Origin of the sequence: Bifidobacterium asteroides, from assembly GCF_048001765.1 — a bacterium.
In the GTDB taxonomy this organism is placed as follows: domain Bacteria; phylum Actinomycetota; class Actinomycetes; order Actinomycetales; family Bifidobacteriaceae; genus Bombiscardovia; species Bombiscardovia asteroides_K.
Map to the genome: position 1 here is coordinate 1,159,122 of NZ_CP181447.1, position 26,299 is coordinate 1,185,420.

The window sequence follows — 26,299 nt, forward strand, 5'->3', positions numbered from 1 at the left end:
GGTGCTGTCCACGAGCTGAGACCTCCTAACACACGCACGGCCGCCATATGCGGCCGTTCACACCATTACAGGATAACCGGGACAGTAGTGAACCGCCAGACCCGGGCTTACGCTCTCTAAGGAATCCAGCCCGCCCTCTTGACAAAAGCACTGATACGGACGATCGCCCGCCTCCCCATAAGAGGGAAACGGGCGATCTTAGTCAACGTTTTTGAAAACGAATCGACCTCAGGCGGCCTCCTGGCCTCCGTGCTCCAGGCTGGCCTTGACCAGACCGGCGAAGAGGGGATGCGGCTTGGTGGGCCGGGACTTGAACTCCGGGTGGGCCTGGGTGCCCACATAGAAGGGATGCTGGTCCTGGGAAAGCTCCACGAACTCGGTCAGCTGCCCGTCCGGGCTGGTGCCCGAGATGTGCAGGCCGGCCTTGTCCAGCCGCTCCTTGTAGGCCACGTTGACCTCATAGCGGTGGCGGTGGCGCTCGGAAATCTCGGTGGAGCCGTAGAGCCGGGCCACCAGGGAGTCAGGCTTGAGCACTGCCGGGTAGGCGCCCAGCCGCATGGTGTGGCCCATGTCACCATGGCCGGCGACGATGTCCTTCTGCTCCTCCATGGTGGCGATGACCGGGTTCTCGCAGTCGGGTTCGAACTCCGAGGAATTGGCATCCTCCAGCCCCAGGACGTGGCGGGCGAACTCGATGACCATGGACTGCAGGCCCAGGCAGAGACCCAGGGCGGGCAGGCCGGTCTCACGGGCGTAGCGCAGGGCGCCGATCTTGCCCTCGATGCCACGGATGCCGAAGCCACCGGGGACCACGATGCCATCCACGCCCTCCAGGGCCTTGCGGGCGCCATCCATGGTCTCGCAGGTATCGGCCGCCACCAGCTTGACCTGGACCTGGGACCGGTTGGCGAAGCCGCCGGCTTTCAGCGCCTCGATGACCGACAGGTAGGCGTCAGGCAGGTCGATGTACTTGCCCACGATGGCGATGGCCACCTTGGTGCGGGGGTTGTGGACACGGTCCAGCAGGTCCTCCCACTCGTTCCAGTCCACGTCGTGGAAGGGCAGCCCCAGCTTGCGTACCACATAGGCATCCAGACCCTCCTTGTAGAGGATCTTGGGCACGTCATAGATGCTGGGAGCATCAACGCAGTTGACCACGCCCTCGGCATCCACGTCGCACATCAGGGAGATCTTGTCCTTGATGGCCTGGTTGAGCGGCCGGTCGGAGCGCAGCACCAGGGCATCAGGGGCGATGCCCAGCTGGCGCAGGGCCATGACCGAGTGCTGGGTGGGCTTGGTCTTGAGCTCGTGGGCTGCAGCTACATAGGGCACCAGGGAGACGTGGACAAACATGCAGTTGTCCGGGCCGATGTCCCGACGAACCTCGCGTGCGGCCTCCATGAAGGGCTGGGACTCGATGTCACCCACAGTCCCGCCGATCTCGGTGATGATCACGTCCACATCGTCGCTGGCCTGGGCCCGCATGCGGCTCTTGATCTCGTTGGTCACGTGGGGAATGACCTGGACGCACTGGCCCAGGTACTCCCCCGCCCGCTCCTTGCGCAGAACGGACTGGTAGATCTGACCGGTGGTCACATTGGCCTTCTGGGAGAGGAAGACGTCGGTGAAACGCTCATAGTGGCCGATGTCAAGATCGGTTTCGGCCCCGTCCTCAGTCACGTAGACCTCGCCGTGTTGGAAGGGGTTCATGGTTCCCGGATCGACGTTGATGTATGGATCCAGCTTCTGTTGAAGAACGCGGATTCCGCGGCTTCTCAGCAACCGGCCAAGAGAGGATGCGGTCAGTCCCTTGCCCAGTGAAGAGACCACGCCGCCGGTGACGAAAATGTGTTTGGTGATATGCCCTTGCGAATTTCCATGTTCTCTGACCATGGAACTTCAGCCTATCAGGCAGGAACGACCAGAAAGCTGCCAACACTCGAGGAGGAGGGACGAATTCAGACACGCTTCAGACGCAGGTGGTCGGCCAGGTAGCGGCCGGTCACCGAATCCGGGTTGCGGGCCACTGATTCAGGGTCACCCTGGGCCACGATTCTTCCGCCACGATCGCCACCGCCCGGGCCCATGTCGACCACATGGTCGGCGTTGGCAATCATGTCCAGATCGTGCTCGATGAAAATCACCGTGGCCCCCTTGCTGACCAGGCGCTCCAGCACTCCGATCAGGACGCGCACATCCAAGGGATGCAGGCCGGTGGTGGGCTCGTCCAGGACGAACATGGAGCCATTCTGCCTGCGGCCCAGCTCGTTGGACAGCTTCAGACGCTGGGCCTCCCCGCCAGACAGGGAGGGGGTGTCCTCCCCCAGGGTCAGGTAGTCCAGGCCCAGGTCCTTCAGTGTCTGCAGGCCTCGGCGGATGGCCGTGTACTCGCGGCCCTGCGCGAAGACCTCCAGGGCCCGGCCCACCTCCATGGCCAGCAGATCGGGCAGGCTCATCGGCTCCGGGTGTGCCGGCGTGGACAGACGGTAGTGCTCGGCCTCCGGACGGTATCGACGACCATGGCAACTGGGGCAGGTGATGGGGATGTCCGGCAGGAACTGCACATCCAGGCTGATCTGGCCGGTGCCGTCGCACTGGGGGCAGCGCAGCGATCCTGTGTTGTAGGAGAAAGCCGAGATGCCCAGCTTCTCCCTTTTCGCCTGGTCAGTGGCCGCGAAGAGGCGGCGCAGCCGGTCCATGAGCCCCGAGTAGGTGGCCACCGTGGAGCGCACGTTGATGCCAATGGGCGAGGAGTCCACCAGGCGAACCCTGTCGATGCCGGCCGGGTCCAGACTGTGCACATGCTTGGGCATGGGGTCGCCCTGGATGCGGGCCTGCAGGGCCGGGACCAGGGACTCCAGGATCATGGTGGTCTTGCCGGATCCGGATACGCCGGTCACTGCCGTCATGCACCCTCGAGGAATGGCCAGGTCCAGAGGATGGACCGTGTGAATGGGTCCTGACTGCATGCGGATCCACTCATCCTCTGCAGGCATGGGATGTCGATCGCGCACCAGTACAGGCTCGCGTCCATCCAGAAAACCTGCGATGCGCGAGTCCGGGGCTGCAGCGATCCGCTCAGGGGAACCCTGGGACAGAATCCTGCCGCCGCGCTCCCCAGCTCCGGGACCCATTTCGATCAGATAATCGGCTGATTCCAGAACCTTGACGTCGTGGTCTACGAAAACCACCGAATTGCCGTCGGCCAGCAGATCGCGCATGACCCCTATCAGCCCCTCCAGGTTGGCAGGATGCAGGCCTGTCGAGGGCTCGTCCAGCACATAGAGCACGCCTGTGGTCTCATTGCGCACGGCCCTGGCCAGTTGGGCCCGCTGTCGCTCGCCTGTGGACAGGGAGGCGCTGGAACGGTCCAGGGTCAGATAGCTCAGTCCCAATTGGATCAACCGTCTGCCCATCTCGTCCAGCGTCTTGCAGAGGGCCAAAGCCATGGGCCGCATTGGTTCGGGCAACGTGGGCGGCAGCTTCCGACCCCAGTCCAGCACCTTATCCAGGGGCCAGGAGGTGACCTCGGCCAGGTTGTCACCGTTAATCTCGGGCATACGCGCCCGCTTGTTGAGCCGGGTGCCCTTGCAGTCCGGGCAGGTCCGTTCGGTAAGGAACTTGGCCACCTTGGCCAGGCGCTTGTCGTCGTTGGCCCTCTTGAGCTCCTCGGTCACGGTCAGCCGTGCGTTGCGGAAGGTGAAGTCCAGCTCGTGGACACCCTTGATTGAAGTAATGGTGATGTGCTTCTTCTCGGCCGGCCCCTCGAAGACGATCTTCCGCTCCCGATCGGTCAGATCCCGCCAGGGCACGTCGGTGCGGACTCCGAACTCACGCACGATGTCGGGCTGGACGTTGAAGCCGAAGGTCCGCCAGGGCACGACGGCCCCCTGGTCGATGGTCAGGCTGTCGTCGGGAACCAAGGTGGCATCGTCCACCTCGCGCACGGTCCCGGTCCCCTGGCAGGTGGGGCAGGCCCCAAGAGAGTTGAAGGCCAGCTCCTCGGCGCTGGGAGGCTCCACTTTAGCGCCACAGACCGGGCAGGTGATGGGCATCTCAGCCGCCACTGCCAGGGTGGGCTCCTGGCGATGGCCATTGGGGCAGACATGGCTGGACAGCCGGGAGAACATCAGCCTGAGCACGTTGAGCAGTTCGGTGGCGGTGCCGAAGGTGGAACGCATGCCACCAACTCCGGGCCGTTGACGCAGAGCCAAAGCCGGCGGCAGGAAACGCACCGAGTCAACCTGGGGGCGCTGGGCCTGGGTCATCCGCCTCCTGGTGTAGGTGGACAGGGATTCCAGGTAGCGGCGGGAACCCTCGGCATAGAGGACCCCCAGAGCCAGGGAGGACTTGCCGGAGCCCGAGACCCCGGCGATGCCCACCAGGCGATTCAAAGGAATGTCGACATCCAGGTCGCGCAGGTTGTGGACCCTGGCGCCGCGGACAAGGATGGCCTTGGGCGGTGCGGGGAGTTTCCTGCCGGTCTCCCCGCCCTCGCTCATGCGGTCTCCAGCAGGTGGGCCACAGCCTCCAGGGCCAGCCGGTAGCCGTAGAAACCCATGCCGGTGATGGTTCCGGTGGCCACTGGCGAAATGACACTGCGCCGACGGAAGGCCTCTCTGGACGAGGGATTGGAGATATGGACCTCCATCAGCGGCAGCCCTGCCTGGGTGACCTGGACGGCGGCATCGGCAAGTCCGTAGCTGTAGTGGGTGAAGGCGGCGGGGTTGAGCACCACTGCGCTGCCCTGGTCCACGGCCTGATGCATCCAACCGATGACCTGGCCTTCGTCGTCCGATTGCAAAACCTGAACATCCAAACCCAGCTGCTGACCCCAGTCTTCGCAGTCACGGGTCAGCGTCGCCAGATCCTGACGACCGTAGACATCAGGGTCACGCACACCCAGCCGACCCAGGTTGGGTCCGTTGACCACCAGCACCGTCTGCCTGCCCTTTTCGGCATCCGCCATCTGTCATTCCTCCTTGCGTATGGCCTGGAAGGCCTCCTTGAGCGCCGAGACCGGCGGGTCGTCCAGGTGGGTGGGTTTGCCCAAACCATCAAGAATGATAAACCGCAACTTGTTGCCACGGGCCTTTTTGTCCCGATGCATGAGGGCGAGCACCTGGTCGAAGTCCCCGCCATTCCACCAGGTTCGCAGGCCCAAGGAGGAAAGAAGCCGCCGGTGGTAGTCGACCGCCTCCTGATCCAGATGGCCCGTGATCCTGGCCAGCTCGGCTGCAAAGATCATGCCCACAGACACGGCCTGACCATGCCGCCAGGTGAAATGTTCGATTTTCTCGATGGCGTGGCCCAGGGTGTGCCCATAGTTGAGAAACTCCCGCAGGCCGGACTCCTTGAGGTCCACCGAGACATGCCGGGCCTTGACCTCGACGGTGCGTTCGATCAGATCCTGAACCACCGTTCCCAGCCACTGGTCAGACTCCTGTCCGTCGAAGGAGCGAAGGGACTCGGCGCGCTCCTCCAGCTCACGCAGGATGCCGCCGTCCATGATGAAACCGGACTTGGCCACCTCGCCCAGTCCCTCTACAAAGATCTCATTGGGCAGGGTCCGCAGGGTCCGCAGATCAGCCAGGACGCCAGCAGGGGTATAGAAGCTGCCGACCAGATTCTTGCCCTGCTCCAGGTTGATACCGGTTTTTCCTCCGGTGGAGGCGTCTACCATGGCCAGCAGGGAGGTGGGGCAATTCACATAGCGGATGCCCCGCATCCAAGTGGCGGCGATGAACCCGGCTTGGTCTGTGGCCGCTCCCCCGCCCAGTCCCACAACCGCGTCGGAACGGGTGAAGCCCTCGGTAGCCAGGCGCTCCCAGATTCCTTGGCTGACCTGGATGGTCTTGCCGGCCTCCGCATCCGGAATGGTCAGATCCACCACCTGATACCCGGCCTGGCGAAGCAGGGCCCGGGCATGGTCGGAATGGCGTTGGACCGGCTGGGTGTGAATCAGGGCGACCCTCATCGTCTGATCGCCAAGCAACTCATGCAGTCGCCCGGTCACCCCTGCGCCGATTCTCACATCGTAGGGGTCGGGACCGCTGACGTGAACCACACGCTCAGTCAATGCATCGGCCAGCCGTCGAGCCAGAGCGCGAGGGGTGGTGTTCCTGGATTTGAGGGTGATGGTGGCCAGCTCCTGGTAGACGCTGCGACGCTCGCGGTAGAGGGCCATCCAGCGTTCCGATGCGCCCCCTCGAAGAAGGGGGCGATGATCCGACCGAGCCGCCCGGCTGACCCCTTCCTCGGGGTCGATCTGCAGGTAGACCACAGCACCGCCTGCCCGCCGATAATCCTGCAGCGCCTGGAAGACCCCGGTGCTCATGGGAGCCCCTCCCCCCAGGGAGAGGATGCCGCCGGGAAAGTCCTTCAAAAGGTCCAGGACCGCCCGTGTCTCCATGTCACGGAAAGCCTGCTCGCCTTGAGTGTCGAAGATCTCGCTGACCGATTGGCCTGCCTCTTCCTCGATGCACTGGTCCGTATCCCGGAAGGGCGCCTTGATCAGGGCGGCCGTCTCCTTGCCCAGACGGGTTTTGCCCGCACCGGGCATGCCGATGACGATGGCCTTGGGCATGCTGCTGCTTTCAATCATGCGATTCCGCCCCTCACCGCAGATGCTCGGGCCAGGACTGCAGGTAGGCCTGGGCGTTGCGCCGAACCTCCTCGAGTGAGTCTCCGCCGAACTTTTCCATGGCGAATCGCGCCAAGGTCAGGTTCATCATGGCTTCGCCAATCACTGCTGCGGCAGGCACGGCGGTCACGTCGGAACGCTGATGGATGGCCTGCGCAGGCTGACCTGTGGCCACATCCACCGTGCGCAGGGCCCGAGGAACCGAAGAGATGGGCTTCATGGCGGCCCTCACCCTGATGGGCTGACCGTTGGAGGTGCCGCCCTCCAGACCGCCTGCATGGTTGCTGAGCCTGCGGATGGTGCCGTCCGGACCCGGCTCCATCTCGTCGTGGGCCTGTGATCCGGGGCGATCAGCCTCGCTGAATCCATCGCCGATCTCCACGCCTTTGATGGCCTGAATGCTCATAAAGGCACTGGCCAGGGCCGCATCCAGACGTCGGTCGTCCTCGACATAGGTGCCCAGTCCTGCAGGCACGCCATAGGCGATGACCTCGAAGACCCCGCCCGCGGTGTCGCCGTCCTTCTTGATCTGGTCGATTCTGTCCATCATCCGCTTCTCGGCGTCCTTGTCCAAGGTCCTGACCGGCGAGGCGTCCAAGGCGGGTCCGTCCTCAGGGCCGGGCGTGACCTCATGCCCCTCCAGGCCGACCCCGGCTATGGAGATGACGTGGGAAACGGTCCGTATGCCCAGGGCCTGCTGCAGGAAGTCGGCGGCCACCGATCCCAGGGCCACCCGGGAGGCGGTCTCCCTGGCTGAGGAGCGTTCAAGGACCGGACGCGCATCCGTAAACCCGTACTTGCGCATGCCGGTCAGATCGGCGTGACCGGGCCTGGGCCTGGTCAGTGGGGCGTTGCGACCGGTCGCCGGGGGCTCCTGATCGGCAGGCAATTCGTCCACGCTCATGACCTGCTCCCACTTGGACCACTCCGTATTGCCTATCTCGATGGCCACCGGTGAACCTAGCGTCCGTCCATGCCTGACTCCGGTCAACAGCCGAACCTTGTCCTGTTCAAAGCCCATTCTGGCCCCACGGCCGTAGCCCAGCCGACGACGGGCCAGGGCCGATTCGATGTCCTTGGTGGACACGGCAACCCCGGCGGGCAGACCCTCCATCATGGCCACCAGGGCCTCTCCATGGGATTCCCCTGCCGTCTGCCAGCGCAACATATTCAAGCTCCTCGTTCGTTCCTCGTTTGCCAGGTTAGGGCTACGTATGATTATCTTAGAAGATGGTCTACCTCATCCCAGCGCCGGGACTGCTGACCGCGCTCCTCCTGGCCCTGATCGACATCCGCTCCCGGCGAGTCCCACGTCTTTTGGTGCTCTTGGGACTGGCGTTGCAGACCATAACGCTGTTGGTCTTTTCTCTGATCCAGGCCCGGCCGATACTACTCGCGCAGGGCCTCCTGTTGACTTTGGCCTCTGCAGGCCTTCAACTTCTGCTGGCCCTGGTCCGACCCGGCGCGCTGGGACTGGGCGACGTGACCGCTACGGGTCTGGTCGCGCTGAGTCTATCAGTTCTGGGGTGGACAGCCATCCTCATCTGGTGGCTGATGATGGGCCTGCTGGGACTGGTTGCACTCGCTCTGGTCTGGTTGGCTCGCCGACGTAGACCCGACAGAACGAACAATCCTCTCTCACTGGCCTACGTCCCGGTCATCCTCGTCGCAGCGGTGGTGACCCTGATCATTGATGCCATCTAGGACCGGCAACTGAGTTCCAGGGACAAAGCACTAGTTGCTCTGCTGGTTGTGCTGGGACTCCCAGGCCTTGTACTCCTTGACATCGCGGTTGAACTGATCAGGGTTGTCGCTGAACCTGGTCTCTCCCGTGTCCATGTTGACGGTCACGAAATAGAGCCAGTCGCCCGACTCAGGGTGCATGACCGCCTGGATGGCCTCGTCCCCAGGGCTACCGATGGGGCCTGGTGGCAGACCCTGGTGGATCCTGGTGTTGTAGGGGTCGTTGGCATTCTTCAGCATGGCGTCGGTAAGCTTCAAGGCCGAGACATTGTTGGAGTAGGCCACGGTGCTGTCCATGCCCAGGGGCATTCCCTTGGCCAATCGGTTTTCGATGACCCTGGCCACCTTGCTGTAGTATTCCGACTTGTTGACCTCGGCCTCGGTGATGGAGGCCGTGTTGAGTATGGTCTGCCGATCCTGACCTCCGGGAACGCCCAACTGGTCCAGGTGCTCAATCCGCTTGGAGACCAGGTTGCCCAGGATGACCTTGGCCGACCCGGCCTTGCGCACGTCGTACTCGCCAGGCTGCAACCAACCCTCAAAGTTGCCCTGCGCCTCCTGGGGCAGGATGTCCTCGCCCTTGGCCTGGATCAGAGCGTCGAATTCGCTCTGCGGAACCCCGGAAAGCTGGGCGGCCCGGGCAACCACATCGCGGACCCGCTCACCGGCCCTCACCTGCAGGAAGCCTCCGGCCTTGTTCCGGTCGGTCAAGATGGCCACAACATCCGAGGCCTTCATCCGCAGACGCAGATCGAAGGTGCCGGGTAGGAGCCTGGATTCGGACTGGGTGCTGGTGATGGCATGCAGGAAGGCAGCCGTGGACTTGACCACCCCGGCTTTGACCAGATTGGCACCCACCTGATCAGCCCCCTGGCCGCTCTCAACCGTAAACTCCAAGGGCTGACCGCCAGGGCCTGGATAGTCGGGAGCTACCTCCTTGGTGGCTACGATCCTTGGGGCGCCGTGGCGCAGCCCGCCTACCAGAATCACCACGCAGGAGGTGGCCAGCACAACAGCCAGGGCGATGATGACAATCATGATCTGCTTGCGATGCTTACGCCTTTCCCGCCGACGACGCATCTCACGACGCGAACGAGGAGGACGCGGCGGCATGGCGGAAACCGGGGTCTGCCCATCGGCAACCCACTGGACCTTGTCCTGGAAGAATTCCTGCATGTCGTCGGCCAATTAGCACTCCTTGTCGGCACGTTGGTCGTCAAGGGCCGACTGCAACAGCACAACAGCGGACTGCTGATCGACCACGGGACGATGTCTTCGCCCGTCCACGCGGGCATCGTAGAGCTGACGATGGGCGCTGACGGTCGTCAGTCGTTCGTCTCGCAATACTACACTGGGCAGCTGCGCAGGGGCAACGCCGGAATCTTGTGCAGCCTCCTGCAGGCGTCCGGTCAGGGCGCGCACCCAGCGGGCCGCCTTTTTGGCGCTGCGACCAGCCTGGCCGCTCAGCAGCAGGGGGTGTCCGACTACGACCTTGGACACACATTTATCCATAATCAGGTCTTCCACCTGGTCCAGGGCCTGAAAGTAGTCGCCCTGAACCCTGATGTTGCCAGCGGGAAAGGCCAGGGTCAGCTCCGGGTCCGACAGGGCCAGACCCACCCTGGCTTCACCAAGATCCACCCCCAACCACACGGCTGTCTGTGATCCCACGAGGAACTCAGCCTTCTTGAACCTGATCACTCAGGTCTCTCAAGGCCCGATCGATGGCCGAAGCATCCTGTCCGCCGCCCTGGGCGAAGTCAGGCTTTCCACCGCCGCCGCCTCCCAGGACCTTGGAGGCCGTCCTGACCAAGTCGCCGGCCCTGAGACCGCGGTCACGGGCCGCCTGGTTGGTGGCTACGAAGATGACTGGCTTGTCGTCCTCGCTGACACCGGCCAGAGCAACCACTACCGGGTATTCATCGCCCATGCGGGCCCTGGTGTCGGTCACCGCCTTGCGCAGGGCATCGACCGAGCCGAAATGTCCCATATTCCGGGATGCAACCTTGACCTCACCCGGGGCATGCAGCGCCTGGTTGGCCAGCTCGGGCACAGCCTGCGCCATCTGCCTCTCATAAGTGGCCGCCAGTCGGCGGTCGGACTCCTTGAGCTTGGCCAGCAGGGCCGAGATCCTGGACTCGAGCTCGTCAGGGCGGGCATTGAGTTTGTCGGAGAGCTGGGAGACCAGTGCGTGCTCACGGGCGTTGTACTCGTAGGCTCCCTGGCCCACCACGGCATCAACACGACGAACGCCAGTGCCTACCGAAGCCTCGGACATGATGGAGACCGCACCGATCTTGCCCACGTGATCCACGTGGGTTCCACCGCACAGCTCCCGGCTCCAGCCGTCCTCGCCAATGGAGACCACACGGACCACATCGCCGTACTTCTCCCCGAACAGGTGCATGGCACCCAGGGCGATAGCGTCGTCGTACTTCATCTCCTGTGCGGTCACGGCAAGGTTGTCGCGTAGGCGGTCATTGACACGGGATTCCACCGCATCCATGGCCTGTCGGCTGGGGGCCTGTGACCACTGGAAGTCGAAGCGCAGCCTGTTGGGCGCATCCTCGGAACCGCGCTGCGTAGCCTGGGGACCCAGCTCCTCACGCAGGGCCTTGTGGACCATGTGCGTGGCGGTGTGCGAGCGGGCGATGGCCCCGCGCCGGTTTCTGTCGATGGTGGCCGTGACCTTGGCCTGCAGGGTCAGCGTTCCCTCGGTCAGCCGGCAGCGGTGGATGGTCAGCCCCTTGATGGGCTTCTGCACGTCATCCACCTCCAGGACGGCACCATCATCGGTCAGTATCTCCCCCTGATCGGCCAGCTGACCACCGGCCTCGGCGTAGAAGGGCGTGCGGTCCAGAATCACCTCAACCTGGGCAGGTGCCTTGACGGCCGGAACCGCTCCCTTGCCCTCCTGGATGATGCCCAGGACGGTCGAACGACTGGAGAAGTCGGTGTAGCCCAGAAAGACCTGAGGCTCGTCCAGGCTCTTGCGCATATCGTCGTAGACGCTCAGATCCACGTTGTGCCGTTTCTTCATGGCATCGGCGCGGGCCCTGGACTTCTGCTCATTCATGAGCTTCCGGAACTCGGCCTGATCCACCTTGACGCCCTGCTCGGCGGCCATCTCCAGGGTCAGTTCGATGGGGAACCCATAAGTGTCATGCAAGGTGAAGGCATCCTTGCCGGAGACCTCGGGATCGCCCTTGCCTTTTTTGGCCTTCTTGACGGCCGTGTCCAGGATGGTGGTTCCCTTGTCCAGGGTCCGGCGAAAGGCCAGCTCCTCACCATAGGCAGCTTCGGCAACATCAGAGAAGGTGTCGTTCAGCTCTGGGTAGCTGGGAGCCATGGCATCCTTGGAAACCGGGAAGAGCTGGGGCAGAACCTCCTGGTCCACGCCCAGCATCTTCATGGAACGGATGGTCCGGCGCAGCAGACGGCGCAGCACGTAGCCGCGACCGACGTTGCTGGGGCGGACGCCGTCACTCATGATCATCAGGGCCGAGCGGACGTGGTCGGCCACCACACGGAAGCGCACGTCATCCTGGGCATCGTCGCCGTAGTGCCGGCCAGACAGACCCTCGGCCGCCTGGATGACGGGATACACCTCGTCGGTTTCATAGATGTTCTGCTTGCCTTGGAGCAGGTAGGCCAGGCGCTCCAGTCCGGCGCCGGTGTCGATGTTCTTGTGCTCCAGCTCGCCCACGATGTGCAGGTCGGTCTTGGAGCGGACATTGTCCACCTCGTAGTTCTCGAAGACCAGATCCCAGATCTCGATGTACCGGTTCTCGTCGGCCGAGGGACCACCCTCCTTGCCGTAGGCAGGGCCGCGATCCACGTAGATCTCGGAGCAGGGGCCGCCGGGGCCAGGACCGCCGGTGGTCCAGAAGTTGTCCTCCATGCCCAGGATTTCCATATGCTCGGGGTCGAAGCCCTCGTTCTTCCACAGGGAGCGGGCCTCGTCATCGTCGGTGTAGGTGGTCACCCAGATCGTTTCGGGATCGAAGCCGTAGCCGCCCTGGTCCTGGGGCTTGGTCAGCAGGTCCCAGGCATAGTGGATGGCCTCCTCCTTGAAGTAGTCCCCGAAGGAGAAGTTGCCCAGCATCTGGAAGAAGGTGCCGTGACGGGTGGTCTTGCCCACCTCGTCGATGTCCAGGGTGCGCACGCACTTCTGGTTGCTGGCCATCCGGCTCTTGGGCGGGGTCTGCTCCCCCAGCAGGTAGGGGATGAATGGGACCATGCCGGCGATGGTGAAGAGCGTGGTGGGATTGGGCGAGATCAGGGAGGCGGAGGGAACCACCAGATGATCCTTGTCCTGGAAATAATCGAGGAAACGCTTGGCGATTTCCGATGTGCGCATACTGCTTCTGCTCCTTCAGACCCGGTGAACGCCGACTGGATTACGGGTTGTCCAAATGACTCGGTTGTCCGGGGTGCGAACAGGGCGCCCGCACTCCGGACTGATAGCTGAATATGGTGATTTTACACCGGCCAGACGCATCTGTCCTGGCCTGTCCGCCCCGGGCTCAGCCCTGGAAGCGGTCCAAATAGCGGCGGTTCAGCTCGTCCTGCCGCTGGTGCATTGTCTGGGTGAAATCGCGCACCAGACCGGACAGGGTCCGTGAGGCCACCTGATCCTGGTCCTCGCCCAGCACGAATTCCCTCGCACGCTTGGGGGTATTGGCCCTCACATAGGCCTCGGCCTTGGTCACCAGGACCACGCCTGCCGTGACGCCCAGACCCATCCAGAAGATCCGTTTGAACATCAGCGGGTCCTCCCCTCGTTCCCTTGGCCGTCATCGGCCTTTTTTGCTGTGGAGGGTTTGGATTCGGCGCTGTCGCGACCTCCTGAAAGGAATGACGAGATCGTCTTGCGCAGGGCATAGAGGAAGGCTGCCACTTTGATGACCGGCTTGCCCAGCATCGATCCATACAGATCGGTCAGGGCGCCGACGTTACCTGCTGTGGTCGAGGCCGCTGCGGAGATGCGATTGACGTCGGTCAGGGTCTGGTTGAGCTGGGTGACCGTGCTGGCAGACTCGTCCAAGGTAGGCACGACATGGTCGCCCGCCTGCTTGATGGTCTGCGCCAGCTGATCGAAGAGCTTCCCCAGACGAATCAGGGGATAGATCAGAAACCCCGCCAGGATAGCGAAGGCAATGGCCGCTATCAGGCCGGCAATCTGTCCTACGTCCATCTGCTACCTCTCTTCCATTGGTACGATACTGGGGACAACGCTAGCACGCGCTGTCTATCAGTCCAGGCCATGACCGGCCTGTTGAAGCCGGTTCATTGATTGAAGGACCGAACCTGCAGGGCGCGCTCAAAAGGGGCCTCCGTATCGAAGTCGAATATGGTGACGCTTCCGTTGCTCGGACGGCTGCTGGTGTCGTACCGACCGCCGCCGAAACGGTTGACCAGACTGAGCAGGGTGTTGCCGTGCGAGATCAGCAGGACGCGGTCGTCATTCCTCAGGTGTTGGTCGGCTGCAATCAGGGCAAATCCGCCGGCAATGCGCGTCCAGTACTCGCTGTCGGACTCGGCATCGCCAAATGGGTCGGCCTCCTTGAGGAAGTCCCTGGTGGCGGACAGACCGAAATGGTCCACAATCTGCTGGTAGGTGCCTGCTCCATGGGGCGCGCCTGCAGCCCACCAGGCCATGGCCATGTCCTGCCCCTCGAAGTAGCCGTAGAACTGCTCGCGGAAGTGGCTGTCGCTGACCGGTTCAGGCTTGTTCTCAGACTGGTTCTGGGCCAGGATCCTGCGGACTGTCTCCTGGGCCCGGGTGGTGTCCGAGCAGTATGCGGCCGCGAAACTCACCTTGCTTAATTTACGACCTGCACGGTCGGCATCCTCCAGCCCCGATGAAGTCAAGGGCGAGTTGGACCAGCCCTGGAGACGGTTGTAGCGATTGAAATAGGTCTGCCCATGGCGGACGGCATACAGATGGAGCAACATGCCCCTATTATCGCACCCATTACCCCAGCAGGGGCGGCAAATCCTGACATGCAAAGGGCCCCGGACGAACCGGGGCCCCAAAGTTCCTAGTGCTCAGCGAGCGTAGAACTCGACCACGTACTGGATGTTGATCTGAACCGGAATCTCCTCCGGCTCGGGCTTGCGGACCAGGCTGGCCTTCAGTGAGGCCAGGTCCACGTCCAGGTAGCCGGGGACTGCGGGCAGCACATCCCGGTGGACACCTTCAGCAGCGATCTGGAAGGGCACCATGGTCTGGCTCTTGGGCTTGACCTGAATGGTCTGGCCGGGCTTGACCCTGTAGGAGGGACGGTCCACGATGTTACCGTCGACCAGGATGTGGCGGTGAACCACGTACTGACGGGCCTGGGCGGTTGTACGGGCGATGCCGGCGCGCAGGACCAGGTTGTCCAAGCGGCACTCCAGCTCGCGAAGCATGGCGGCACCGGTCTGGCCGGACTCGTGGGTGCCCCGCTCATAGGCGGCACGCAGCTGCTTCTCGGAAACGCCGTACTGGGCGCGCAGCCTCTGCTTCTCACGCAGACGGACGGCGTAGTCGGACTCGGTGCGACGGCGGCTGCGGCCGTGCTCGCCGGGGCCATAAGGGCGCTTCTCGAACAGGCGCTGGGCCTTGGGAGTCAGGGCGATGCCCAGAGCGCGGGACAGGCGGACCTGGCGACGCGCACGCTGAATGTTAGTCATTGATGCAATCCTTACTTGCTTCTGTCGTTATCTGAACGAAGACGGCCGAAACCGTCGAGTCAGGCCTCTCCAATGCTTCACCGTGCCAAGCACGAACGACCTTGCGGCCGCCGACCCATTGATGGGCTGAGACTCCAGATAGGTCCGCGCACAAATGCGCAAACCAAGTGTTTATTAAACCACATGAGCGCGACCGACGGCAGAGCCAATGTTGTGATATATTCATACCAACGGTCGGTATGTAATTGATCCACGGCATGAAGACTCCCCCAACCGATCAATGACGATTCAACTCAGCGACCTGAAAGGAAGACAACCATGGCCCGCAACGCACACCCCGAGCTGACGCAGGAGCGGATCATAAAAGCCGCCACTGAGCTCTTCACCAGCCAGGGCTACGACAAAACAAGCATGCAGGACATCATCAATGCGACAGCAGGCTTGAGCAAGGGAGCCGTCTACCATCACTTCCAGTCCAAGGAAGATCTCTTCGACGCCGTGGCCAATAGGTTGATGAACACCATGAGCGAGACGTCCGGCAAAGCCCAAACCCGGTCGAAGCAAGGCACGGCTTTGGAGCAGCTGCAGTCGCTCTTCTCCCCTGAGCGAGCGCGAAAGAGACTGGAGGCCGCGGATCTGATGTTCCGCAAATTCAACCCAAAAGCCAATCCCAAGATGATCGGCATGGAATTCACCGCCGTGGTGGACGAGCGGGACGACTTTGTCGACCTCTTGGAAGAGGGCAACCAGGACGGCTCACTACATGTGGAACACGTCGAACAAGCCGCAGAGATCCTCCGCCTACTGGCCAACATGTGGCTGCTGCCCTTCTTTCGCCGGGGCACGCAGGCAGAACTGCGCACCAGAGCCGCTTGTTTCTTCTCGATCATGCAAGGCTTGGGCATCCCCCTGCAAGATCAGGGATTCTCCGACCTATTGGCCTCCTTCGGCACCGACACCAAGGGCAACAAGAAGGAAAAGACCGAAAGCGAAGTCGCGATATGAACCCGCCCGCTCACGACCAAGCCTCAAGTAGGGGCCGCTCCAAGGGCAGGGGGCTGCTGACTCCGCCCTTCATTGCTCTTCTGACGACTGAGATTCTCTCCAATCTGGGGCAAACATGCTTGGTCTTCGCCCTGCCGCTTCATCTGCTCAATATTTCAGGATCGGCATCCCTCTATGGCATGGCCTCCGCTCTGGCAGTCCTTCCATCCATACTCCTGACCCCTCTGGGCGGAGCTCTGGCCGACCGGCTGCACAAGCAGTCCACCATGGCGGTTCTGGACATTCTGTCGGCATTGACCGCCTTCTTGTACATCCTGATAAGCCGCAAGGTTGACCCGGTTTTTTTGACCGTGGCCTGCATGATGCTGTTTAATGCCTACAGAGCCTGTTACAGCCCAACGGTGCAGGCAGCCCTTCACTATCTGGTGGACAGAAAAGACCTGACCCGTGCATCAGCCCTGGTTTCCCAGGCGATCTCCCTGGTAGGAATGATCGGACCAGTATTGGCCGGCATGGTCATGGGATTCTTCGGAATCATGCAAGTGGTCGGGGTCGCCGCCTTGGTCTGTCTTCTTTCTGCCGTCTGGATCAGAATCGCCGTCAGGATTCCCGAACCAGCGCAGGGCCCCTCACAAGGCCCAAGAGCGCTGGTGAGCCACCTGGTCGAGGACACCAAAGCCGCTGCACAATTTTTGGTCAGACATGGCAACCTCAAAGTGGTCATAGGACTCAGCCTGGCGGCCAACCTGATCTTTGCCTCCTACATCAACGTGGCCCTGCCATACATGATCACTCGCACGCTGGGTCTGAGCAATGCCATGCAGGGGCTGGCCGAAGGAATACTGGCCAGTGGGAGCCTGCTTGGAGCCATCTTGGTGTCCATCCGTCCAGACTGGTTCTATCTGCAACGGATACCCATACTGCTCTCGGGCAGCGCCCTGGTTCTCCTGCCCATTGCGGCAGGACTGCTTTTGCATTTGCCTACATATGCCCTCTTCGCCCTGGTAACCGGGTGCATGGCTCTGGCTGCGGGAATGGTGCAGACGGTCAACATCACTTCCCTGTCATATGAGCAGATTCATACCCCTTCAATGCTGATAGGCAAGGTGATAGGGTTGACCAACAGTCTATGCATGTGTGCGATTCCGCTGGGACAGGCCGCCTTCGGCCCACTGATCGACCACTGCCCCATGACCCTGATTATCACTGGAGTGGTCATAGTGACACTGCTTACCTGTCTGATAGCCAGACTGGCCATGAAACCGGACGAATGACTGGCAAGATGGATACTGATTAAATGCCACCACGGCGCTTTTCTTCCTGGCGATCAGGGCCCCATCGCTTAGCAGCAGATATACGGAAGGATCTCAAGAGGGCTGGCATACCTCACTTTGCTGGAGGCACTGTCTTGCATATCTTCTGAGTGAAGGCTTGGCGGCGTTCAGGCGTATCAACCTTCGAGTCGATGCGGCCCAGAATGCTGGCTCCAGTGAATTTGATACCGCAGAATTTTAGGATGGAGTACTTCCATCGGGTCACAGTGGAACCATACATCTTGGAGACGAAGGCCGGGCCATGGCTGCTGCTGATGATTTGTGCGGTCTTGCCCTTGAGCAGCCCCTCCGATTTGAGGCTGCTCTCATACCGATAGGCAAATTGTGGCGTGAGTACCCTATCCACCCAACCCTTGAGGATGGCCGGCTCACCCGCCCACCAAATGGGGAAAACAAAGACCAGATGATCGGCTCGGGCGACCATACCTTGATAACGCTTGGGGGCTGATTCGTCCTCCATGTGCTTGGCGTAGCCGTAGCGAAGCACCGGGTCAAAGTCTTCCTGGCTGAGGTCGATCATTTCGACCTTGTGACCCTTGCGCCGGGCGGCTTGTGCATAAGCCTGGGCGTTGGCATGGCTAAAACTACCGCCATAGGGTGATCCTTGAATAACAAGTATGTTCATATCATTTACTTCTTCAGTTATGCCGCATTTGGTTTTATCTATTGTCCAAAATAGTTTTATATTCGATAGATTACCGTAAGCAAAACCGCTGACAGAAAGATGATATGAATGCAGGAAAGCTACCCGATCATACTGGGGTCGGAGCTGACAGGAGCGACCAGAGTGGCCCGGGTGCGTGTCAGGCGGGAGACCATGAGACCGACACAGGCATAAGCCAGAGCGAACAAGGCAACCACAGTCAGTGGAAGGCCCCAGGAGGCCGAACCTGTTGTGCTTGAATCCATTATTGATTGGACTGCAGTGTTGTACCACCAGCCCGGCGTCAATTTGCCGATGGTCTGCATGACCGGAGGCAGGGGGCCGCCGGAACTCGATCCGGAGGTGAACATAACCACCAGGCCGAAGGTGACCCCGACGGAGTTTATGAGCGAAGAAGAAGGATTGAACTGAGAAAGCATGAATCCAAAGGATGCCGCCGATACAGCGAATATCAGCATGACGAAAAAGCTCAGCAGCACCCTCTCCCAGCCAAGTGAAACCAGGGACACCCCCGATGCCGCCATACCGAAGGCAACAAGTGCCACGTAGTATGCCCAGGAGAAGCCTGCCACAATGATGGCTGCCGTGAGTTCCTGTCCATTCAGGCTGGTTGATCGCATTGGAGAGGCAAGCAGGCGTCGATGTCGGTCAGGAGAACTGAAAGCTCCGAAGAGCGTGGCAACGCAGACCGTCAATGCCGTCATCAGGGGAAAAGCAGCCAGGCCGACTGTCGTAGCGAAGCCTTTCAACAGGGCTCCATGGCCATCAGTCTTCGGGCTGGCATGGATGCCCACATGTGGCTGGTTGCCGGCATAGTGGGCCACTGCATAGGCAGCCGCATCCTTGACCGCAGCAGATGAATGCAGCTCCATCGAACCGTTTTGGCCTAGACCCGTAAGCCAAGCAGTACGAAGAGCATCAAAATAACTATCCACCTGCAATTGTGCCAGACTGCCGCGGCTGGAATTATAGGAGGCGGCCGTTTCAACTTTAGGAAAATCAGACGTCTTACCGCCACTGTGAGCTTGGGCAGCAGTGTCTTCAAGCGCCTCAAGGAACCGTTGACCATATCCCTTAGGAATGATGACAGTTAAATCACTTTTGCCGGATACGTTGGCATCCTGCAGAGCTTGAGGTTTATCTTCTACTGTCTCCAGATGGGCCGACTTGCCCAAATACTTCTTCAGACCCTGGCCCAGCTCGCAACCAACCTGGTTACCGCAATCCCTGTTGATGACGACCACCTTCGCACGTGCGGGTTCAAAGCGACCAACCGAGCTTGAGGCATTGGCACGCACCGCGGCCTGCATATTCGCGGAACCGACGACAATCATGATCAGGCTCATGCCCACCAGGTACAGGAGGAGGTAGAACTTATGCGCCCAGATGACGCGCAGTGCTGTTTTACAAGTATTCATACCGTTGTTTCCTTAGGAGCAGACCACAGGTGGTCAGGAAGAGGGCGGCCATAATGGCCAGGATGCCGCAGGTGCGGGCGAAGGGTGCCAGGCTGTCGTAGTAGACAATGTCGTAGAAGAGGTTGGAGACCTGCTTGACTGGGTTGAGCAGGTGAAGGATAGGAGCATGCTCCTGGATGGCGTTGTTGAGGTCCATGGTCATGCTGCCATAGAGGCCGATAAAGGCACTCAGGGTGCAGTCGATGCCTATGACCAGGCCAACCTTCGTTTCGGTGGGGAGTTTGGGAATCGCGCCCATCATAGAGCCGAAAGCGGTGGCCATAAAGGTGCCCACGGCGATGGCTATGAGGGCTATCGGGTCACGACCACCGGTTTGCACGCCGCAAACTGTGCGGACGAAGATGTAGGCGACCAGGAGGCTGACTGCGGAGACGAGCCAGGAGGCCAGGAAGGCGCCCGCTGCCTGCCTCCACTTCGGGCTGGGCGAGCTGGCCCGTCGGGCTCCTAGGGCTGAAAGGTTGGGCTGAGTCTTGGCTATCATCTCGGCGGCGGTGCTGGCACCGATAAGGCAGGCCATAGCGAGCACAGCGAAGAAGTAGGGTGCAGTCATTGAAGGGTGGATGTGCGTCAGGCGGATCTGCTTTGTGTACAGAATTTGGTTGCTTGGTGGGGCAATGGCTGCCCTTGCGGAGTTGGCCTGGTTGAAGCTGCCCAGAGAGGCGGACAGAATGGAGACCGCTATGCCTTCGGAGGCGGTTGCATCGGATTGGATGCTGGCGGCTTCTCGGTCGGACAGGACCATGTTGACCAGTCCGTCAGAATTCGCGTACAGGTAGCCAATATCCTTCCGGCTATCTAGACGCGTATCTGCTTCGGCCTTGGTAGCCACCGTCGTCGGGATGAGCAGCTGAGTGTCATCGGACCCGGCCTTGGGTTTCTTCGATAGTGATGAAACCAACTCGTCAGCGCCTGGGCTGGCTTTCCAGTTGGCATCCGAAACTACAGCGAAATGTTGCGCCTCTGCAGTGTAACTGTCTTGCAGGTTGCCCATGATTCCCAGCATCAGAGCGGCCAGAATGACTGGAAAGGCCAGGACCCAGAAGAGGGAGGAGGTGTTGCGTATCGAGGTCTTGACGTTGATCAGGAATGAGTTCCACATAGATAGGTGCTCCTTACGGCAATTGAGCCTTGGGACCGCGCTCAGTCGCGCAGTTCCTTGCCGGTCAGTTCCAGGAACACGTCGTTCAGGGATGGCGGGCGGCTGGTCAGGTGGCCGTAGCTGGTCTTGGTGGATTCCAGGACCGTCAGCACGTCCTGGAGGTTGTGCTCGCCCTGGCGACAGTGGATGACCAGTTCCTTGCCGTCATAGTCGACGGATTGGGTCAGGGGCAGGGCACGAATCCGGGCCAGGGTGGAGTCCTGCAGATCCAAGGTCTCGACGGTGACCTGCTCGCCGGCCTGCACCATGCCTTTGAGCTCCTCGGCAGTGCCTAGGGCGATCTGACGACCATGGTCCATGATCATGATGCGCGTACAGATCTCCTCCACCTCTTCCATGTAATGGCTGGTGTAAACCACCGTGGCCCCTTGGGCATTCAGCCGTTCGATGCCTTCCAGGATGGCGTTGCGGCTCTGGGGGTCAACGGCAACGGTGGGCTCGTCGAAGAAGATGAGGTCGGGCTGATGGGCGATGCCACAGGCGATGTTGAGCCTGCGCAGCAGACCGCCCGACAATTTGCCGGGACGGAACTTGCGGAAGTCGCCCAGTCCCACGAAGTCAATGGCCTGCTCAACCAGATCCCTGCGGTCGGCCTTCTTGGGCACATAGAGGGAGCAGAAATAGTCGATGTTCTCCTGCACGCTCAGTTCGTTGAAGACGGCCACATTCTGTGGAACCACGCCTATATGACTTTTAAGGTCGTAGGAGGTCGGGGTCATCTCCTGCCCGAATATCCGAACCGTCCCCGATTCAAAGCTGAGCAGGGCCAGTATGCAGTTGATGGCGGTTGACTTGCCTGAACCATTGGGGCCAAGCAGTCCAAATACCTCACCTCGGCTGACTTCCATGTCGAAGTGGTCCAAGGCCACCATCTCGCCATAGCGCTTCACCAACGCGCTGACCTGCAAGGCTGGCTCTTGCTCACGTGAACTGTTCATGATTCCATCATCCCAGCTACGGCTGGCCCAACACCATGACAGCCGTCATCAAAGTTATGGAAGCTCAAACTAATCTATGACATTTGTCATGGGTGGTCGCCTGCGCTAAGGCTCAGGAACGGGTAGCCCGCCAATTACTATTTGAGACAATAGAGCAAACAGGGCGAGGAGACATTCATGGGCAGGATAGCTGGCTGGCTGCTCCTGCTTGGTCTGGGGACCTTATGCGGATCATGGTACGGTTCAGGGGTATCAGGAACCCTGATCGCCGGCCTCTTGGCCTCAGTAGCCGCGGGAGCCCTGTGTGAATGGCTGCTGCCTGCGCCAGGTTCCATGTGGGGCGGCGCTCTGGTATCGCTTTTGGCAACGTTCATACCAGACTGGCTCTTCTTCCTGCCAGCCTTGGCCTTTGAGGCGGGCGTCGGATTCGGAACCATGGTTCCGGTCACCAGGTCATTCGGCATGAAAGATCCCCAAGCCAAGAATTCCGGACTGGCCTGGCCCAGGCTGCTCTTGGCCTTGATGCCGGCATTCTTTTGGTTGATACCTGCCATGGCCGACCTCATACTCTTCAGAGGCCTCCCCCAACGCTATGCCCTGCTGGCTTTATTGACCTCGGCACTGGCGCAAGGCGGCGGACTGTCGTGCGCGCACTTAGCCGTGGCTAAAGGTCGCGTATGGCAGATTGAAGACACCGAGCGCTATAGGATTCGCCAGCTGCATGGCCGCATCAGCGATCTGGACGAGGAGAGAGCCCAGGCGACCCGGATGGCGCATTTATCGGAGCGGACCCGGATCGCCCGAGATATTCATGACAATGTGGGCCACCTGCTCACCCGAGCCATCATGCAGACACAGGCTGGCCGGGTGGTTGCTCAGAGCAAGGGCGATCATGGTACCGAGCAGGTCTTTGACAGTGTCGGCAAGACCTTGGACCAGGCCATGACTACGATTCGTCGTTCGGTGCATGACTTGGAGGATGAGGGCACTGACTTCGCATCCCAGATGGAGGATGCCAGCTCCGAGGCTTCTATGGGACGGCTAAAGATTGATTTGAACAACGGTATTAAGACAGCCCCTGCACCAGTGTGTCGTTGCCTGGCCACCATTGTTCGCGAGGCCCTTACCAATACGGTCCGGCATTCTTCAGCCAGGTCGGCACAGGTCATTCTGCGCGACCTCCCGGCCTTCTGGCAGATGGTGGTGCAGGATGACGGCGGGATTCAGCAATCGCAGCCTGACAGCTCGCACCTAAAAAAGCCAGAGCTCCAGCGTGGCATGGGGCTGGCCGATATGGAAGCCAGGGCCAGAGCCTTGGGAGGCACGGCCAACAGCGGACCCAACCGACAAGGATGGAAGGTTTTCGTATCCTTGCCCAAGGAACCCTGGACCAACCAAAGCACAACTGAGCACGTAGAGAATAAGAGGGTAATGGCATGAAAGTCGCTATCGCTGATGACGATCCGATCGTTTGCTCGTCCCTATCAACGATTTTGACGGCAACCGGTACTGCAGACGTGCTCTGGACTGCCAATGACGGTCAGTCAACCCTGGATTGTTACCAGGCCGCCGGTGGGAGGCCTGACGTGCTGCTGCTTGACGTGCAGATGCCTGGCATGGACGGTCTGGAGGCGGCGGAGCACATCATCGCCATGGATTCGGCTGCCCGTGTGCTCTTTCTGACCACCTTTGCAGACAAGGAGTATATTTCCCGTGCTCTGGCCTTGGGTGCCAAGGGCTATGTGATCAAGCAGGACGTGGCTTCGGTGGTGCCGGCCCTCCAAGCCGTCATGGCGGGACAGACGGTTCTTGGCGCTGAAGCAGTGGCTAATCTCTCACTTGGCAGGCAGGAGGAGCAGACACGAAAAGACCCAGCAGAACCTGCTACTCGGCGCTTCCAAACACTGACCGACCGTGAGCATGAAATCGTCGCTCTGGTGGCCGACGGCCTCGACAACCAGGCCATTGCCAAGCGGCTCTATCTCAGTGAGGGCACCGTCCGCAATCACATCTCATCCATCCTGGCCAAGACCAACCTGGCCAACCGGACCCAGCTCGCCGTGGAATGGCTGTCCTCGCAAGAGTCGTGAGCATACAGCTTCTGAGGTCTCAAGTGTTCAGAGCTTTTCGATCGGAGCCAAGCGCAACATCAGCCTCTTGGTCCCCTCGGAGCCGAAGTCCACTGTCAGAACCGAGTTGTGCCCCTTATCCTGAATGTCGACAACCTTGCCCAGGCCATACTGGTCGTGGGCCACCCTGTCGCCCAAGGAGAAATCCTGAATGGACAGGCCATTCGACTTGGGCTGGGCCGAGGCCCTGCCAGCGTGTGCGGATGACGGTGAGCCTGCTGTGCTCCTTCTAGTTGTAACTCTTCCGCTTCTGGAAGAGGAGTTACGAGAGCCGTACCCGGAAGAACCGAATGACCGCTGCGAGGAGGCCCGCGAGCGCCCGTACCCATTGCGGGAAGAGCCAAAGCCGGAACCGGAGCCAAAACCGCCGAATGAACGATGACCGAATGCGCGGCCATCGCTTTCATTCTCGAAGCCGCCGAATTCGTCCTCGTCGTCACCCAGGTCCCAGCCTGCGCGCATCCGCTCGTTGCCGGCCTGCCGACGCTTCCAGTCAATCAGATTGTCAGGGATGTCATCCAGGAATTGGCTGGGCAGCATCTCATTGACCTGCCCCCATTGAGAGCGGACGGCCGCCCTGGTCAGGTAGAGACGCCTCTTGGCACGGGTTACGCCCACATAGGCCAGTCGACGCTCCTCCTGCATCTCATCGGCATCCTCAAGGCAGCGGGAGTGCGGGAAGGTTCCTTGCTCCATGCCGGTCAGGAAGACCACTGGATACTCCAGGCCCTTGGCCGTGTGCAGGGTCATCAGCGTCACCTTGCCCGAGTCGTCGCCCAGACCCGGCAGCTGGTCCGAGTCGGCCACCAGTGCCGTGGTCTCCAGGAAACCAGCCAGCGTAGCGTCAGGGGTCTTCTGCTCGAACTCGGCGGCCACGGACTGCAGCTGGCCAAGGTTCTCCAACCGGGAGGCATCCTGCGGGTCGACCGACTTGCGAAGCTCGTCCAGCATTCCGGACTCCTCCAGCACTTTCTCAACAATCTGGGACGGCTTGGTATCGTGCTCTGCGGCGAAGTCGGTCAGGGAGGTGATCAGATCCCTGAAAGCCTTCATCCGCTTGATCATCAGCGTGGAAGCTCCGGGCACCTCCTCGATATGCTTCACCCCCTCCCAGAAGGAGACCTGATGCAGATCCGCATAGGAGGTCGCCGCAGCCTCGGCACGTGCGGCCAGGCCCCGCTTGGGCACGTTGAGTATCCGCCGCATATTCACGTCATCCTGAGGGTTGGCAATGGCATGAAGGTAGGCCAGGGCGTCCTTGATCTCCTTGCGCTCGTAGAACCGGGTACCGCCAACCAGCTGATAAGGCAGACCGGCGTTGATCAGCCCCTCCTCCAGGGCGCGGGACTGGGCGTTGGCCCGGTACATGATGGCCATGTCGGAGTAGGGAATGCCCTCCTCGCTTCGCAGCCTGGCAATCTCGGTGGCAATCCAGGCGGCCTCCTGCTGGGCATTGTCGGCTGCATAGCCCACGATGGGCTCCCCCTTGCCCAAGGCGGTCCAGAGTTTCTTGGGCTTGCGCCCCTCGTTCTTGACGATGATTGCGTTGGCCGCATCCAGAATGGTCTGGGTGGAACGGTAGTTCTGCTCCAGGAGGATGGTCCGGGCTCCGGGGAAGTCCTTCTCGAAGTCCCTGATGTTGCTGATGTCGGCCCCACGGAAGGCATAGATGGACTGGTCCGAATCCCCTACCACGGTGATCCAGGCAGGATCCTGCTTGTCGACATCGGCACCGGCCAGCTCACGCATGAGCACGTACTGGGCATGGTTGGTGTCCTGGTACTCGTCCACCAGCACGTAGCGGAAGCGATGGTGGTAATACTGCGCCACCATTGGGGACTGTTGGAGCAACTGGACCGTGCGTACGATCAGATCGTCGAAGTCGACGGCGTTGGCCTGAGCCAGCCGGTGCTCGTACTCGGCGTAGACCACGGAGTAGAGCTCTTCCTCGTTGCCGAAGCGGGCGGTGATCTGCTGGCCGCGCTGCCCGGGACGATAGTCGGGGGCGTACTCCTGCAGCTGCGTGCGCCAATCCTGCAGGTTGTTCTTGTAATCGGATATGTGGCTCAGAATGTTTCTGGGGGTGTAGCGCTTCAAATCGATGTTGAGATCCTTGCCGATCAGTTTGATCAGGCGCTCGGAATCGGCCGTGTCATAGATGGTGAAGCCTGATCGCAGGCCGATCTCCTTGCCGTCCCGCCTCAGAATACGCACGCAGGCCGAATGGAAGGTGGACACCCACATGCGGTCGGCCACGGGCCCGATCAGCCGACGCAGACGTTCGCGCATCTCGGAAGCCGCCTTGTTGGTGAAGGTGATGGCCAGAATCTGGCTGGGCCAGGCTCCAAACTGACTGAGAATCCAGGCGATTCTGCGGGTCAGCACCCTGGTCTTGCCTGAGCCTGCGCCTGCCCCGATCAGCAGGGCCGGCCCCTGGTATTGCACTGCCTCGGCCTGACGATCGTTGAGCCCCTTGAGCAGCTCCTTGGCGCTGCGCTGGATCAAGTCCGGTTCCTCGTTCACAAGCC

General features: G+C 61.2%; 22 protein-coding genes. 5 read left to right on the forward strand and 17 right to left on the reverse strand.

The features are described from left to right. Positions 1-228 precede the first annotated feature (228 nt). The 5 genes from ACNAOV_RS04540 to aroC form a co-directional block, all read right to left on the reverse strand. Positions 229-1,893: a CTP synthase gene (locus tag ACNAOV_RS04540; RefSeq protein WP_045924507.1), complete on the reverse strand. Its 1,665-nt coding sequence runs from the start codon at positions 1,891-1,893 to the stop codon at positions 229-231. Between the two features lie 65 nt (positions 1,894-1,958). Beyond that, positions 1,959-4,502 carry an excinuclease ABC subunit UvrA gene (locus tag ACNAOV_RS04545; RefSeq protein WP_416516776.1) on the reverse strand — a complete coding sequence of 848 codons (2,544 nt, stop codon included), beginning with the start codon at positions 4,500-4,502 and terminating at the stop codon, positions 1,959-1,961. Continuing rightward, positions 4,499-4,969 carry a type II 3-dehydroquinate dehydratase gene (gene aroQ, locus ACNAOV_RS04550; protein WP_416516777.1) on the reverse strand — a complete coding sequence of 157 codons (471 nt, stop codon included), beginning with the start codon at positions 4,967-4,969 and terminating at the stop codon, positions 4,499-4,501. The genes ACNAOV_RS04545 and aroQ overlap by 4 nt, the downstream gene beginning before the upstream one ends. A gap of 3 nt (positions 4,970-4,972) precedes the next feature. Next, the gene (locus ACNAOV_RS04555; RefSeq protein WP_416516778.1) at positions 4,973-6,604 is read right to left on the reverse strand and encodes a bifunctional shikimate kinase/3-dehydroquinate synthase; all 1,632 of its coding nucleotides are present in this window, start codon (positions 6,602-6,604) and stop codon (positions 4,973-4,975) included. 13 nt (positions 6,605-6,617) lie between these two features. Then, positions 6,618-7,811 carry a chorismate synthase gene (gene aroC, locus ACNAOV_RS04560; RefSeq protein WP_416516779.1) on the reverse strand — a complete coding sequence of 398 codons (1,194 nt, stop codon included), beginning with the start codon at positions 7,809-7,811 and terminating at the stop codon, positions 6,618-6,620. Positions 7,812-7,873: 62 nt separating this feature from the next. Between aroC and ACNAOV_RS04565 the strand changes: the two genes are divergently transcribed. Beyond that, positions 7,874-8,347, forward strand: a complete 474-nt coding sequence (locus ACNAOV_RS04565) for a hypothetical protein (protein WP_416516780.1) — start codon at positions 7,874-7,876, stop codon at positions 8,345-8,347. Positions 8,348-8,377: 30 nt separating this feature from the next. Here ACNAOV_RS04565 and mltG read toward each other — a convergent pair whose 3' ends face one another. The 7 genes from mltG to rpsD all read right to left on the reverse strand — a co-directional run bounded on the left by mltG (position 8,378) and on the right by rpsD (position 15,064). Beyond that, entirely contained in the window at positions 8,378-9,574 is a 1,197-nt protein-coding gene (mltG, locus tag ACNAOV_RS04570) for an endolytic transglycosylase MltG (protein WP_416516781.1), read from the reverse strand. After that, on the reverse strand, positions 9,575-10,057 hold the full coding sequence (gene ruvX / locus ACNAOV_RS04575; RefSeq protein WP_339346455.1) for a Holliday junction resolvase RuvX: 483 nt from the start codon (positions 10,055-10,057) through the stop codon (positions 9,575-9,577). A gap of 7 nt (positions 10,058-10,064) precedes the next feature. Next, positions 10,065-12,746, reverse strand: a complete 2,682-nt coding sequence (gene alaS / locus ACNAOV_RS04580) for an alanine--tRNA ligase (RefSeq protein ID WP_416516782.1) — start codon at positions 12,744-12,746, stop codon at positions 10,065-10,067. Between the two features lie 166 nt (positions 12,747-12,912). Then, entirely contained in the window at positions 12,913-13,152 is a 240-nt protein-coding gene (locus tag ACNAOV_RS04585) for a hypothetical protein (protein ID WP_416516783.1), read from the reverse strand. Further along, on the reverse strand, positions 13,152-13,583 hold the full coding sequence (locus ACNAOV_RS04590) for a DUF948 domain-containing protein (protein WP_416516784.1): 432 nt from the start codon (positions 13,581-13,583) through the stop codon (positions 13,152-13,154). Before ACNAOV_RS04590 ends, ACNAOV_RS04585 begins: the two co-directional genes overlap by 1 nt. A 92-nt stretch (positions 13,584-13,675) precedes the next feature. Beyond that, positions 13,676-14,344 carry a histidine phosphatase family protein gene (locus ACNAOV_RS04595; protein ID WP_416516785.1) on the reverse strand — a complete coding sequence of 223 codons (669 nt, stop codon included), beginning with the start codon at positions 14,342-14,344 and terminating at the stop codon, positions 13,676-13,678. Positions 14,345-14,437: 93 nt separating this feature from the next. Further along, positions 14,438-15,064, reverse strand: a complete 627-nt coding sequence (rpsD, locus tag ACNAOV_RS04600; protein ID WP_015021916.1) for a 30S ribosomal protein S4 — start codon at positions 15,062-15,064, stop codon at positions 14,438-14,440. A gap of 318 nt (positions 15,065-15,382) precedes the next feature. Between rpsD and ACNAOV_RS04605 the strand changes: the two genes are divergently transcribed. Both ACNAOV_RS04605 and ACNAOV_RS04610 read left to right on the forward strand, forming a co-directional pair. Next, positions 15,383-16,069, forward strand: a complete 687-nt coding sequence (locus ACNAOV_RS04605) for a TetR/AcrR family transcriptional regulator (RefSeq protein WP_416516786.1) — start codon at positions 15,383-15,385, stop codon at positions 16,067-16,069. Next, on the forward strand, positions 16,066-17,343 hold the full coding sequence (locus ACNAOV_RS04610; protein WP_416516787.1) for an MFS transporter: 1,278 nt from the start codon (positions 16,066-16,068) through the stop codon (positions 17,341-17,343). Before ACNAOV_RS04605 ends, ACNAOV_RS04610 begins: the two co-directional genes overlap by 4 nt. Positions 17,344-17,455: 112 nt before the next feature. On the opposite strand, the gene ACNAOV_RS04615 is transcribed toward ACNAOV_RS04610, so the two are convergent. The 4 genes from ACNAOV_RS04615 to ACNAOV_RS04630 all read right to left on the reverse strand — a co-directional run bounded on the left by ACNAOV_RS04615 (position 17,456) and on the right by ACNAOV_RS04630 (position 21,642). Continuing rightward, positions 17,456-18,028, reverse strand: coding sequence for an NAD(P)H-dependent oxidoreductase (locus ACNAOV_RS04615; RefSeq protein ID WP_416516788.1), 573 nt, complete (start codon positions 18,026-18,028; stop codon positions 17,456-17,458). 119 nt (positions 18,029-18,147) lie between these two features. Further along, a complete protein-coding gene (locus ACNAOV_RS04620) occupies positions 18,148-19,485 on the reverse strand; it encodes an ABC transporter permease (protein WP_416516789.1) in 1,338 nt (445 codons plus the stop codon). Continuing rightward, a complete protein-coding gene (locus ACNAOV_RS04625; RefSeq protein ID WP_416516790.1) occupies positions 19,472-20,644 on the reverse strand; it encodes an ABC transporter permease in 1,173 nt (390 codons plus the stop codon). Before ACNAOV_RS04625 ends, ACNAOV_RS04620 begins: the two co-directional genes overlap by 14 nt. A 41-nt stretch (positions 20,645-20,685) precedes the next feature. Continuing rightward, the gene (locus ACNAOV_RS04630) at positions 20,686-21,642 is read right to left on the reverse strand and encodes an ATP-binding cassette domain-containing protein (RefSeq protein WP_416516791.1); all 957 of its coding nucleotides are present in this window, start codon (positions 21,640-21,642) and stop codon (positions 20,686-20,688) included. Between the two features lie 177 nt (positions 21,643-21,819). Between ACNAOV_RS04630 and ACNAOV_RS04635 the strand changes: the two genes are divergently transcribed. Together ACNAOV_RS04635 and ACNAOV_RS04640 are read left to right on the forward strand one after the other, a co-directional pair. Next, the gene (locus ACNAOV_RS04635; protein WP_416516792.1) at positions 21,820-23,082 is read left to right on the forward strand and encodes a sensor histidine kinase; all 1,263 of its coding nucleotides are present in this window, start codon (positions 21,820-21,822) and stop codon (positions 23,080-23,082) included. Next, a complete protein-coding gene (locus ACNAOV_RS04640) occupies positions 23,079-23,732 on the forward strand; it encodes a response regulator (RefSeq protein ID WP_416516793.1) in 654 nt (217 codons plus the stop codon). The genes ACNAOV_RS04635 and ACNAOV_RS04640 overlap by 4 nt, the downstream gene beginning before the upstream one ends. Before the next feature lie 27 nt (positions 23,733-23,759). On the opposite strand, the gene ACNAOV_RS04645 is transcribed toward ACNAOV_RS04640, so the two are convergent. Beyond that, positions 23,760-26,294, reverse strand: a complete 2,535-nt coding sequence (locus tag ACNAOV_RS04645) for a UvrD-helicase domain-containing protein (protein ID WP_416516794.1) — start codon at positions 26,292-26,294, stop codon at positions 23,760-23,762. Between the last annotated feature and the right edge of the window lie 5 nt (positions 26,295-26,299).